12 protein-coding genes and 1 tRNA gene are annotated in these 13007 nt (G+C 60.4%); 4 read left to right on the top strand and 9 right to left on the bottom strand.

The annotated features are described in order from the left end of the window. Window positions 1-70: 70 nt before the first annotated feature. The 4 genes from cmk to aroA form a co-directional block, all read right to left on the bottom strand. On the bottom strand, window positions 71-694 hold the full coding sequence (gene cmk / locus FHW37_RS16110) for a (d)CMP kinase (protein WP_186458283.1): 624 nt from the start codon (window positions 692-694) through the stop codon (window positions 71-73). Window positions 695-779: 85 nt separating this feature from the next. Continuing rightward, window positions 780-1319, bottom strand: coding sequence for a hypothetical protein (locus FHW37_RS16105; protein ID WP_186458282.1), 540 nt, complete (start codon window positions 1317-1319; stop codon window positions 780-782). Between the two features lie 238 nt (window positions 1320-1557). Next, on the bottom strand, window positions 1558-2193 hold the full coding sequence (locus FHW37_RS16100; protein WP_145638221.1) for an FMN-binding negative transcriptional regulator: 636 nt from the start codon (window positions 2191-2193) through the stop codon (window positions 1558-1560). Window positions 2194-2219: 26 nt separating this feature from the next. Further along, window positions 2220-3575 carry a 3-phosphoshikimate 1-carboxyvinyltransferase gene (aroA, locus tag FHW37_RS16095; protein ID WP_145638220.1) on the bottom strand — a complete coding sequence of 452 codons (1356 nt, stop codon included), beginning with the start codon at window positions 3573-3575 and terminating at the stop codon, window positions 2220-2222. Between the two features lie 230 nt (window positions 3576-3805). Here aroA and FHW37_RS16090 point away from each other — a divergent pair, with 230 nt between their 5' ends. The 4 genes from FHW37_RS16090 to FHW37_RS16075 all read left to right on the top strand — a co-directional run bounded on the left by FHW37_RS16090 (window position 3806) and on the right by FHW37_RS16075 (window position 8499). Continuing rightward, a complete protein-coding gene (locus FHW37_RS16090) occupies window positions 3806-4192 on the top strand; it encodes a TIGR02300 family protein (RefSeq protein WP_145638218.1) in 387 nt (128 codons plus the stop codon). Between the two features lie 155 nt (window positions 4193-4347). Beyond that, window positions 4348-4423: transfer RNA gene (locus tag FHW37_RS16085), tRNA-Ala, on the top strand. Between the two features lie 456 nt (window positions 4424-4879). Beyond that, entirely contained in the window at window positions 4880-7900 is a 3021-nt protein-coding gene (locus FHW37_RS16080; RefSeq protein WP_186458281.1) for a fibronectin type III domain-containing protein, read from the top strand. Window positions 7901-8124: 224 nt separating this feature from the next. Further along, window positions 8125-8499: a hypothetical protein gene (locus tag FHW37_RS16075; protein WP_145638215.1), complete on the top strand. Its 375-nt coding sequence runs from the start codon at window positions 8125-8127 to the stop codon at window positions 8497-8499. A gap of 87 nt (window positions 8500-8586) precedes the next feature. On the opposite strand, the gene FHW37_RS16070 is transcribed toward FHW37_RS16075, so the two are convergent. From FHW37_RS16070 to FHW37_RS16050, 5 genes are all read right to left on the bottom strand, one after another. Further along, window positions 8587-9582 (bottom strand): sterol desaturase family protein, encoded by a 996-nt coding sequence (locus tag FHW37_RS16070; RefSeq protein ID WP_145638214.1) that lies wholly within the window; start codon window positions 9580-9582, stop codon window positions 8587-8589. A gap of 120 nt (window positions 9583-9702) precedes the next feature. Continuing rightward, entirely contained in the window at window positions 9703-9957 is a 255-nt protein-coding gene (locus FHW37_RS16065) for a hypothetical protein (protein WP_145638212.1), read from the bottom strand. 100 nt (window positions 9958-10057) lie between these two features. Further along, window positions 10058-11071, bottom strand: a complete 1014-nt coding sequence (locus tag FHW37_RS16060) for an ABC transporter ATP-binding protein (protein WP_145638211.1) — start codon at window positions 11069-11071, stop codon at window positions 10058-10060. A 32-nt stretch (window positions 11072-11103) separates the two neighbouring features. Beyond that, the gene (locus FHW37_RS16055; RefSeq protein ID WP_145638210.1) at window positions 11104-12168 is read right to left on the bottom strand and encodes a Gfo/Idh/MocA family protein; all 1065 of its coding nucleotides are present in this window, start codon (window positions 12166-12168) and stop codon (window positions 11104-11106) included. Beyond that, complete coding sequence (locus FHW37_RS16050; RefSeq protein ID WP_145638208.1) at window positions 12165-13007, bottom strand: carbohydrate ABC transporter permease; 843 nt, start codon at window positions 13005-13007, stop codon at window positions 12165-12167. The genes FHW37_RS16055 and FHW37_RS16050 overlap by 4 nt, the downstream gene beginning before the upstream one ends.

Here is a 13007-nt window from a genome sequence, read left to right as displayed (position 1 = left end):
GGCAATCCGGCGCGAGGACTGAACTGCAAGCCTTCCGAAGAAACACCGGCAAGGCCGGCATCTCGTCATCTCATTTCAGGGCGGCGTCGATAATCGCTTTCGCGGCCCGAAACGCGGCCTCTATACTCATTTCCGACGTATCAAGCAAGTGCGCGTCGGATGCGGGGCGCAGAGGGCTGTCGGCCCGGCCCATGTCGCGCTCGTCGCGCTTCTTCACATCGGCAAAGACATGGTCGTAATCCGCCATCTCACCCTTGGCGACGATCTCGTCATAACGACGTCTGGCGCGGACTTCCGGCGAGGCCGTAACGTAAAGCTTTACGGGCGCATTCGGGCAGACGACGGTGCCGATGTCGCGGCCATCGAGAACGGTGCCGGGCTCGCGGCGCGAAAATGCCTGCTGCGCCTCGACCAGTGCACGGCGGACGGACGGCATGACGGCGATCTTTGAGGCCGCCTCGCCGATATCATGAGCAGATAGAATATCGCGGTCGAGACCCGCCAGCTCGACTTCGCGCGCCACCTTTTCGGCCACGGCCTCGTCATCAAGGGCCAGACCGGCATCGATCAGCGCCTTGGCCGTTGCCCGATAGGTCAGGCCGGTATCGAGATGGTGAAAGCCATAGGCTTCCGCGATCTGGCGCGACAGGGTGCCCTTGCCGGCGGCGGCCGGGCCATCGATGGCGATGATCATGTTAGTATTTCTTCCCAAGGTAGTCATCGGCCTGACCCTCTACCGGAAACCCTGCCGATAGGGCAAGCGCATGATTCGATCCGGTCTAGCGCCAGGTCTTGAGCTTTCTCCAGCCAATCCAGATGACGAGGCACATAGCGAGCACCAACAGGCACCCGAACAAAATCGGCGTCAACGGACCCTCCGGAAGCCATGGACCCAGGATTTCGTGAAAAAGTCGATAGCGCCCCCGGTATGGCCGGATATGAGCAGGTAGGCCGTTCAGCAAACGAGTCGCGACCTCTCCCATCGCAAATATACAGACCGGCAAAGCGATGAGGAGAAAGACGAGCTTCGGCCAGGAAATTGCCGAGGTATCAATTTTCTCGGGATGGTCATAAACCGTTTCACGCTGGTTGATTTCATGCGCACGCCGATGACCACGCCTGGAAAGTACGGCGATGGTGGTCGACAGAATTATGATCGGCACGCAAAGGGCGGCGAGCAAAAACACCGCAAATGCAGTGCTGATATGTCCGACCCACCAGTGGCCATCGATTACTGTGAAGCATATCAAAAAGAAAAGGCTGTAGGGCACGAGGACTACGAACGAAAACCAGAAGCGATGGTTTTCTCGCTGATCCAACAGACTACCGGCGTTCACAGGCAGTCGCGGGAGCTCCCCCCTCCAATGTCGGCTTACGCCAGATAATTGAACGTTTAAGCCTTGCTCGCCGCATCTGCCGGGCGCGATCACGTTCGGCCTTCATCGCTTTGCCTTATCCGATTAGCCGTCATCCTTAAACGGAAGGCTATCGTAAGCCGCGCAGCCTAAAATAACTGCTACCGGTATCGCTAGAATTCTAGACGCCGGGAACCCGGTTCTATCTCAATTTGCCATAGTCTCGCACCAGCCCAGCCATATCTTCCTGCCCCGGCACTTGGTCTAACCCCGCCGCAACACCCTCGCGGTCGCTGACCGGGCGGTTCTGGCTGACCTTCCACTTGCCTTCTATCTCGGCAATCTCGATCTCGACGCCGACAATGCCCTTCAGCTGGGCGCGTATGAACTCTTCCGGCGCATCCTCTACGGACCAGGGCATTGGGCGGTTGCCCTCGTGCTGGCTGGTGATGGCACCGATCTGGGCGAGCAGCCAGTCGGCATCCTCGATGATACGGGCGGGGCCGCGAGCCTGAACGATGGCGTAGTTCCAAGTGGGCACGACCTTGCCGGTTTCGCGTTTCGTCGCATACCAGGAGGGCGTGACATAGCTGTCGGCGCCCTGAAAGACGGCGAGAACCGAAGCGCCATCCCGGATATCTTTCCACTGGCCGTTGGCGCGGGCGAGGTGCAGCCGCAGCACGCCCTTTTCCGACGCTGCCGCATCGAGATGAAACGGCACCGGATTGGCGATGAGGCCGGAAGCGCCCGACGTGACCAGCAGACCCAGCGGATGGGCGCGGATCAGCGCCTGCTGGGTGCCAAGATCCTCTTCCCGAAAATGCGGCGGCTGGTACATGTCAGGCTCCTCCGAACCCCGTTTCGTCAGATGTCGTTTTCGATCCGGGCGCCAAGGCCAGTCATCAGGTCCATGAATTCCGGAAAGCTGGTGGCGATGATCGAGGTGTCATCCACCGTCACCTCATGTTCGGAGGCAAGCCCCAGAACCAGAAAACTCATGGCAATGCGGTGGTCGAGATGAGTGACGACGGCAGCGCCGGAAGCATTGCCATACCCTTTGCCACCCGGACGGCCGCGCACGACCAACGTTTCCTTGCCTTCGTCACAATCAACGCCGTTGAGCTTCAGCCCTTCGGCGACGGCCGAAAGGCGGTCGGATTCTTTCACGCGCAGTTCTTCGAGGCCGAGCATGGTCGTCGTGCCTTCGGCATAGGCGGCGGCAACGGCGAGAACCGGGTATTCGTCGATCATCGACGGGGCGCGATCGGCCGGGACCGTGACACCCCTCAGTTCGGAACCGCGGACACGCAGATCGGCAACATCCTCGCCACCGGCGCTGCGGGCGTTCATCACTTCGATATCTGCACCCATTTCCTGCAAGGTGAGGATGAGGCCGGTGCGGGTCGGGTTCATCAGGACGTTCTTGATCGTCACGTCGGAGCCCGGCACGAGAAGAGCTGCGACCAGCGGGAAGGCCGTCGAGGACGGATCGCCCGGGACGTCGATGACCTGGCCGGTAAGTTTTCCGCGGCCTTCGAGCCGGATGGTGCGGACGCCGTCCGCATCCGTTTCAACGGTGAGGTTGGCGCCAAAACCCTGGAGCATCTTTTCCGTATGGTCGCGGGTCATGACCGGCTCGATGACGGTGGTAATGCCCGGCGTGTTGAGGCCGGCGAGCAGGACCGCGGATTTCACCTGGGCGGATGCCATCGGCACGCGATAGACGATCGGGTTCGGCGTTTTAGGCCCGCGCAGGGTGACAGGCAGGCGGTCGCCATCGGCAGCCTTTACCTGCACGCCCATTTCGCGCAGCGGATTGAGAACACGGCCCATCGGGCGCTTGGTCAGCGACGCATCGCCGATAAAGGTGCTGTCGAAATCATAGACGCCGACCAGACCCATGGTGAGGCGGCAGCCGGTGCCGGCATTGCCGAAATCGAGCGGGGCTTCGGGCGCCAGAAGCGCACCATTGCCGGTGCCCTGGATGATCCATTCGGCGCCGACCTTTTCGATCTTGGCGCCCATGGCGCGCATCGCCTTGCCGGTATTGATGACATCCTCGCCTTCGAGCAGGCCGGTGATGCGGGTTTCACCCGAAGCAAGGCCGCCAAACATGAAGGACCGGTGCGAGATGGACTTGTCGCCCGGAATGCGGACGGTGCCGGAAAGGTTTTCGGATTTTTTCGATCTTGCCGGCTTCAGGGCGATCCCATGCGACATGGCCAGTCCTTATATCATCTGTGTCGTATTATTCGCGTGCTTGCGAATTTTCGCCGTCGTTATCATAAACACATAGGCCGGTCATCCGCTTGTTGGCCCGGCAAATCAGGAAAAGTTAGCCTTTGACATCCGGCCCGTCAGGCCTTATGGGGACCGGCTTAGATTTTCACCCATTGAACGCCGCATTTGCGGCCCGCCGACCTGATCGGCTATCCCATGAGGCTCTGACTGTGGCTAAAGCGGAACTCGGCACCAAGCGCACCGACCCCGAAACCGGCAAGAAATTCTACGACCTGAACCGTGATCCGGTCGTTTCGCCCTATACCGGCAAATCCTACCCGCTGTCCTTCTTCGCGGAAAACAGCGCTGCCGTGAAGATGGAACAGGCTGAGGAAGAAGACGTCCAGGAAGTCGATACCGAGAACCCCGATATCGAAATGGTCGCGAACGACGACGGCGACGATGCGGCCGGCGGCGATGACATTCCTGACATGGGCGATGACGACGATGTCGATCTCGGCGATGACGACGATACCTTCCTCGAAGCCGATGAAGACGACGAAAACGACGACGTGAGCGGCATTATCGGCGTCGGCGGCGACGACGACGAAGCCTGATCTTTTGAACTTAAGGCCCGGCAAAAACAGAAAAAATTGCCGGGCCTGCAAAATTCGGCTTGCACTCCTGAAAAACCGGAAGTAATAAGCCGCCACTCCACAAGCGAACGCCGCTTCGGAGTTTCCCAGGACCGGAAATACCGGACCACCCTGATGGGGCTATAGCTCAGCTGGGAGAGCGCTTGCATGGCATGCAAGAGGTCAGCGGTTCGATCCCGCTTAGCTCCACCAAACTTTCCACAGAAGAACGACCAAATCCCCTTCCATAGATTCGCTCATCGTCTGAATCGCGTTTCAGCCGACCTGACGCGATATGAGCAGAAAAATGATCGTTTTTCTGCATTCTGCAGCACTCCTCAACACGCATGAAATGAAGCGGAAAATCTGCCGCCACCAGAGGGTGAAACTTGCTATGTTGCTAAAATGATTATGTATAATTTTATTTTTTAAACATCATCTCAAATAGCTTTCACCGCGCTATTCCCATCTCGGCACAAGCCAAACGGATTGTGATTCGGGGATTCGACAAGGGGACTTAAGGGCATGAATTGCGTCACTGACGCAGGGACCGATCGCGGGCAGAGATACCTTCGGGGGAAGGTTGCCACGCTGATCGCGAACTGGATTTCTGTATTTTCTGTTTTTGCTACACTTTGCGCCATGATTTTCGGGCTGAAGCCCGGCTTTGTGTTATCCCGCTATCGGCAATCAGCTCTGGCGATACTCGTCTCTACACTTGGATTGGGCGCCGCCGCCGGCGAAGCACAGGCCATGTCGGCGGGCTGCATAGCGATCAACGCGGCCAACGGTGCGACGGGCAATATCGACGTCCATAACGTGGAGTTCCGCTCGGGCGATGTCATCAATTACAGCGTCACCGGAACCTATTCCGACTTCTTTTACATAGATTATTCCGGCGTTTTCGGCAGCGGCGGCGGCTGGAACTATTCAACGCCGCAATCCGGGACGTTGACGGCCACCTCGACCGGCGTCGGTGGTTTTAGAATTCTGTACGGCAGCACGAGCTACACAAAGTCTCTCAGCTGCACCAGCGTACCGACTGTTCCGGACGCCCCGACGGGCGCAACCGCCACGGCCGGTGACGAACAGGCGAGCGTGGCCTTTACCGCACCGAGCAACAATGGCGATGCGACCATCACCAGCTATACCGTGACCTCCAACCCGGGCGGCCTGACGGCGACCGGCGCGGCAAGCCCGCTCGTTGTCAATGGCCTCACCAACGGTACGAGCTATACGTTCACCGTCACGGCCAAGAACAGCGTCGGCACCGGCACGGCCTCCTCGGCATCGCGCGCCGTTACGCCCAAAGGCAGCCAGACGATCACTTTTGCCAATCCTGGCGCCCAGGCTTATGGCAGCTCCCTCTCGCTCACGGCGACAGCGGATTCCGGCCTGCCCGTCAGTTTTTCCTCACAGACGAGCGGCGTCTGCACGGTCACCAGTGCCGGCGCAGTCTCGTTCGCATCCACCGGAACCTGCAAGATCGAGGCAAGCCTGGCCGGCAGCAGCGCCTTCACAGCCGCAACGGCTGTCGTGCAGAGCTTTGCAGTGACGGCAGCGGCACCATCCAGCCCGACCGTTGGTTCGGTAACGGCAGGTGATGGCGAAGCAACCGTCTCCTTCACTGCATCGAGCAGCGATGGCGGTTCGCCGATCTCGAAATACACCGTTACCGCAAATCCTGGGGGCCTGACCGCGAGCGGTTCGACCAGCCCGATCACGGTGAGCGGCCTCAAGAACGGCACGAGCTATAGCTTTACCGTGACCGCGACCAACAGCGCAGGCACCAGCAGCAGCTCGGCATCGTCCGCTAGCGTTACGCCGGCTGCAACCCTTGCTGCCCCGGTGGCAGGTGGAGTCGCCATCACGGTTGCGGCCAATTCCTCCGCCAATGCTGTGACGCCGAGCCTTTCCGGTGGCACTGCAGCCTCGGTCGATATCGCATCGGCACCGTCGCACGGCGCAGCGACCGTTTCCGGCCTGTCGATCAGCTATACGCCGACATCCGGATATTCGGGTTCGGACAGCTTTACCTACACGGCCACCAACGCGACCGGCACGTCCGCTGCAGCCACCGTGACGGTAACCGTGACGGCACCCGCGCCGACGGCCTCCTTCACCTTTTCTCCGACCGGCGGCGCGCTGACGGCGGCGATGGCAGGCGAGGATTACAGCGAGCAGATCACTGCCACTGGCGGCACTGCTCCGCTGACCTACAGCCTTGCCTCGGGAAGCCTGCCAAAGGGCATGGTCCTCAACGTATCGACCGGCGAGCTGACTGGTCCGCTGGATGAGGACACCGAAGGCAAATACAGTTTTGCGATCAAGGTCGTGGATGCCAAATCCGCGTCGGCAAGCGCAAGCTATAGCCTGACGGTCAAGGAGCGCACCGTCACAGCCGCCAACAAGGTGGTGAATGTGGCAGCCGGCTCGAGTCCCGCGGATGTCAATCTGAATGACGGCGCCACTGGTGGCCCGTTCACCTCCGCAGACTTGACCTTTGTCGAGCCGGCCAATGCCGGAACGGCGACGATCATCCGCGGCACGGTAGCCGCAATCTCCGCAACGCCGCCACGCGGCTGGTATCTGAAGTTCACGCCGAACCCGTCCTATTCGGGTGACGCCAAGGTTGGCTACAAGCTGGTCAGCTCGCTCGGCACTTCCAATACCGGGACGGTGACCTATCGCCTGGCCTATGATGCCAAGGACGTGGCTACAGAGATCTCCACGCTTGTCGAGAACTTCGTCAAGTCTCGCCAGAGCATGATTTCTTCGGCGATCAAGATCCCGGGCCTGATGGAACGCCGCCAGGCCGAACAGGCTACGGAAGCGGTAACCACGACTGTATCGCCCTCGGCCGAGGGGATGTCACTTGGTTTCTCCACCAGCACGGCCCAGATCGAGGCCGCCCGAAACCATGCGGACGGTATATCCGGCGGCGCTTCGTCGCCCTTCAATGTCTGGATCGACGGGACATTGATGACGCATAACCGCAACGACAATGGCGACCGCTGGGGCTTTTTCGGGATGGTCGATCTCGGTGCCGACTATCTTCTCAACGAGAAGGCGCTGGTTGGCGTGTCGCTGCATTACGACCGGATGACCGATCCGACTGACGAGGATGTCGAACTGACCGGCAATGGCTGGCTTGCCGGTCCTTACGCCTCGCTGGAAATCGGCAAGGGTGTGTTCTGGGATACGAGCCTGCTCTACGGCGGATCCTCGAACGATATCGACACCGCCTATTGGGACGGCGCTTTCGATACGACCCGTTGGATGGCTGACACGTCGCTCAAGGGTCAGCTGATGCTGGACGAAAAAACCGTCCTGACGCCAAAGCTGCGGGCGGTCTACTTCTCCGAAAAAGTCGAGGACTACAGCGTCAGCAATGCTGCCGGCGACCGGATCGACATTGATGGTTTCGACGAGAAGCAGTTCCGCATCAGCCTTGGCGCCGAAATAGCCCGCTCTTTCACCCTGGAGAACGACGCCACGCTCACACCGAAACTCGGTGCAACCGGCGGCTTCTCCGGAATTGATGGTGCCGGCATGTTCGGTTCGTTGTCGGCCGGCTTCTCGTTGCAGATGGCCAATGCCTGGGCGATTGACGGTAGCGTACTGGTCAATTTCGAAGGCGATGGCGACAAGTCCATCGGCGCAAAACTGGGTGCCAGCAAGCGCTTCTGATTAAGAACGCGACATCATGTCGAAGTCAGGCGCCGCCGGAGCAATCCGGCGGCGTTTCCTTTGAATAGACGGACCTCTCGGGCTTGCCGGCCGAGCTATTTCGCAGATGTTCGTAGCCACAAAAAGCACCGTATGACCTTGACGTAAGGGATGTTCTTGCCACATCTCGGTTAATACGAATGGCGACTGATTCTGATCGGACAGGTCTGAACGGGAGGGAATGAATGAAGAAGTTTATCCTGGCAATTCTGGTCGGCGGGGCGGCTTTGACTTCGGCCGTTACCACGGCCTCGGCGCAGAGATATCTCGACGATTATCGCGGCCGCGAGATCAACAGCGTGAAGGACTCCCTTCGCTATCAGGGTTTTCGTGATGCAGGCCGTATCTCGAACCGCCGCGGCAGCTACGCCCTGATGTTCGATGGGCGCACCTGCATCGCACTGCATGGCTCGCGCGGCGTGATCGACGAGATCGCCACGTTCGACCCGCGCGATTGCGATCCGCGTCGCGGACCGCCGCCACCGCCGCCGCGTGGTTATGGCGCTCCGCCGCCGCCGCCGCCGCCAGGTTGGGGTCCTCCCCCGCCGCCGCGTTACTGAGCCGGCAACATAGCGAGTTAAACAAATCGGCCCGGGATCGAATGCGATCCCGGGCCGATTTTCGTTCCTGGCAATGTCTGTTTCGAATCACTCGGCGGGAACGGCAGGCGTTGCAGCCGCAGAGACTTCGCCGGAAGCAGCCTCGACCTCGACTGCCGGCTTTGCCTGCTTGGCCGGATTGCGGCCGATGATCTGACGGTAGCCCTTTGTCGAGAAAGGCTGCACGAGCTGGCCCCAGAAGCTTTTTGCGACCTTGCCGGTAATGCCGATATCGACCGAGGACGGGCGCGGCGGATTGAAGAATGTGCCAAAGATCTGGTCCCAGAGGACGAGGTTTTCGCCGTAATTGGTATTGCCCTCGGCAAGCACCTTCGAATGGTGCCAGCGATGCAGGCGCGGCGTGCTGAAGACCCAGTCGAGCACCCCGGTCCTGACATCGATATTGCAATGGGTGAGCAGGCCGACGAAGGCGGTGACGGCGCCTATCCAGAGGAAGACCGGCAAGGGCGCGTCGAGGAGATAGAGCGGGATCTGGCTGAGCACGATCTTGATCAGCGAATCGACGACGTGGAAACGTCCGGTATTGATGACCCAGAGACGCTCGACGCTGTGATGCAGCGCATGGAAGCGCCACAGCGACAGTTTTTCATGAGCGAGCCTGTGAGCCCAGTAGAGGCCGAATTCGGCAACGATCAGGCCAAGGATCGCCTGGAAGAACATCGGCCAATGGGTGGGCCAGAGATGGAAGGGCGATTCGAAGGCCGGGCGGGCGGTTATGGCGACGGCGATCGGGAAGGACGTGCCGATCGCAGCCGCAATCTGCACGCCGCCCTTGTTGAGCAGCGTATGAGCGATGTCGTTGAAGGTTTCGCCGTCGCGCTTCAGCCAGGTCTGTTCATAGGGCATCAGACGCTCGAACAGGGCGATGGTTGCGACGACCGAGAAATAGACGACATTGAACCACAGAAGCCGCGACGGCGACTGGAAGGCAAAATAGGCGCCGACAAGGCCGCCTGCGAAGATGCCGGGCCAGATGAGATAGGAGATGAAGACGTAAAGACGCGAACCGTGGAAGCTCGTCATGGGCAATTCCTGATGCAATGGGGCAGCGCTTCAAATAGTGGAGCGAAAAACTCAAGGCTGCGCAATGCGGCGGAGTTTGCCGAGACGACTGTCCGACGTCAAGCTTTAGGATGGACCGGGTTACTGTCTGCCAAGGCCGATGTTCTGGTGCGCGGCATGGGCCTGGTTGATGCGCCGGCGGCGTGTCGCCATCGCGCGCAGGCTGGAAGCCAGCGGTCCAAAACCACGATTGCGCAGACGCCTTTCGCGACGATCGGCAAATTCGAAGGCTGCGACTTCGTCGCGATACTGTCGACGACGGGCACGGGCTATCTGGCGGACCGCCAGGGCCAGACAGAGGGCGATCATCACGGGGATCAGAACGAATATCATCATTTTTCTTCCTTCAGTCCTCAACGCGCCAGACTGGAGAAAGTTCTTTGAAAAGACAGGCGGGACAGCCTTTCGAGCGTCCCGCCTTTGGGCCGGGCGTCGATCAGGGTGTGGCTGACGTGATTGCCCGGTCATTGGCGTCGAAACGGTGCATGGAGGCGCGGTCCGGCGTGGCGAAGACGATATCGTCCGCAGCATAACGATGCTCGCCGAACAGGCGGACCGTCAGGAGGCCTGTAGCCTCCGTTTCGAGGTAGAGGATGGTGTCGGCGCCCAAATGTTCGGCATGCACGACCTTGGCCTTCCAGTCGCCACTCTCGCGCGACAGGGCAATATGTTCGGGGCGGATGCCGATGGTCTTGGCTCCAGTCTCGCCGAGCTTGCCGGCCTCGATGAAATTCATCTGCGGCGAACCGATGAAACCTGCGACGAAGACATTGGCCGGCTTGTTATAGAGCTCCATCGGCGAGCCGACCTGTTCGATCGCGCCGGCTGAGAGCACGACGATCTTGTCGGCCAGCGTCATCGCCTCGACCTGGTCATGGGTGACGTAGATCATCGTCGCCTTGAGGCGGCGGTGCAGGGCGGCGATTTCCAGCCGCGTCTGGACACGCAGGGCCGCGTCGAGGTTGGAAAGCGGTTCGTCAAAGAGGAAGAGGCTCGGTTCGCGCACGATGGCGCGGCCGATGGCGACGCGCTGGCGCTGGCCGCCGGACAGTTCTGCGGGACGTCGGGCGAGATAGGGATCGAGCGACAGCATGGACGATGCCTTCGTCACCCGGCTTTCGATCTCGGCCTTGTCCGTGCCGGCCTGCTTCAGGCCGAGCGCCATATTGTCCTTGACCGTCAGATGCGGATAAAGCGCGTAGGACTGAAAAACCATGGCGATGCCGCGCTTGGCCGGCGGGGTCGTCGCCATTTCCTGACCGTCGATGCGGATCGAGCCGGAGCTTGCATCTTCGAGGCCGGCGATGACGCGCAGAAGCGTGGACTTGCCGCAGCCCGAGGGACCGACGAAGATGACGAATTCGCCATCTTTCACCTCGAGATCGATGCCCTTCAGGACCTCATGGTCGCCGAAGGCCTTGCGGATGGATTTCAGTTGCAGCGAACCCAAGGGCGTCTTCCTTTAAAACTCAAGAACCGGCATCAGAGACGGACGGGCTTGCCGGAGCGGGCGCTTTCGTCCGCCGCCAGGCAGATACGCAGCGATTGCACCGCATCGTCCATATGCCGGGTTAGATCGATATTCTCGCGGATGGCCTTCAGCATATAGGCCTGTTCCAGGTCGCAGAGTTCCTGGTGGCCGGGCTCTCCCGCCATCTTCATGTCTTCGTCGGGCCGGATGAACTTCCCGTCCGGGCCGGTTTCGGCGCTGTGCAGCCGGATGACCGAGGTTTTCGTGTGGGTGTCGATATCGTCGGACTTGGCGTTCGGATCCATGACGATCGAGACGGCGCCGTTGGGCGACATGACGTCCTTCACGAAAAACGCCGTTTCCGAAATCATCGGCCCCCAGCCCGCTTCATACCAGCCGAGCGAGCCATCCTCGAACAGGACCTGCAGATGGCCGTAATTATACATGTCCGGCGCGATCTCGTTCGACAGGCGCAGGCCCATCCCACGCACCTCGACCGCCTTTGCATCGGTGATCTGGCACATGACATCGACATAATGCACGCCGCAATCGACGATCGGCGGTGTCGTCTGCATCAGCGCCTTGTGCACGTCCCAGGTCGGGCCGGAGGATTGCTGGTTGAGGTTCATGCGAAAAACGTAAGGCGGCCCGAGCTTGCGGGCTTCCGCGATCAGCCGGATCCAGGACGGGTGGTGGCGCAGGATATAACCGATCACAAGTTTTTTGCCGGCCTTCTGGGCGGCGGCGACCACGCGCTCGGCATCGGCAACCGTCGTTGCCAGAGGCTTTTCGACGAAGACGTCACACCCGGCCTCGAATGCGGCGACGGCGTAATCGGCATGGCTGTCGGAATAGGTGCAGATGGCGCAGAGATCGGGTTTCAGCTCGGCCAGGGCGGTGAGAAAATCCGGATGGATCTCGTAGCCGTCAAGCGCCGGGTCGAGTTTTGGCTTCGAGCGATTGACGAGGCCGACGATCTCGAAGCCAGGATTGTTATGATAGGCGAGCGCATGGCTGCGGCCCATATTGCCAAGGCCGGCGACGAGAACCCGGATGAGGCGGTCGGACGAGGTCATTTCACCGCTCCTGCCGTGATGCCGCGGATCAACTGCCGGGCGAAGATGACGTAAAGGACGAGGATCGGCAGGATCGCCAGCGATAGTGCTGCGAGAACCGCGTTCCAGTTGGTGACGAACTGGCCGATGAAGATCTGGCTACCCAAGGTTACCGTCTTCGTTTCTTCGGATGGCGCAAGGATGAGCGGGAACCAGAGATCGTTCCAGATCGGGATCATCGTGAAGACCGCGACCGTTGCCATGGCGGGCCGCACCAGCGGCAGGACGAGGCGGAAGAAGATCGCGTATTCGGACAGGCCGTCAATACGCCCGGCATTTTTCAGGTCGTCGGAAACGGAACGCATGAATTCCGAGAGGATGAAGATCGCAAGCGGGATCCCTTGCGCCGTATAGACGAGGATCAGCGCCGTCAGCGTGTTGACGAGGCCGGACGCCACCATGCCCTGCAGGATAGCCACCGTGCCGAGACGGATGGGGATCATGATGCCGATCGCCATATAAAGGCCCATCAGGGCATTGCCGCGAAAACGGTATTCAGAGAGGGCAAAGGCGGCCATGGCGCCGAACAGAAGAACAAGCGCGATCGACACGATGGTGACGACGAAGCTGTTCTGGAAATAGTGCAAAAAGTCCGCCTGGCCGAGCACGGTCTTGTAACCGACGAGGCTGAAGGTGGAGGGCAGCGGCACCTGCATCGGCGACCGGAAGATCGCGTTGCGGTCCTTGAACGAGTTGATCACCGTCAGGAAGACCGGAAACAGCGCGATCAGCGTATAGGCGCTCAGCGCCAGATGCACGAGGCCGATGCGGATGGGGGATGTGCGGGCTCGGTTCGACAT

Source organism: Neorhizobium alkalisoli (assembly GCF_007829835.1).
In the GTDB taxonomy this organism is placed as follows: domain Bacteria; phylum Pseudomonadota; class Alphaproteobacteria; order Rhizobiales; family Rhizobiaceae; genus Neorhizobium.
The sequence above is the reverse complement of the archived record's forward strand: the minus strand, read 5'-3'. Positions and strand labels throughout refer to the sequence as shown.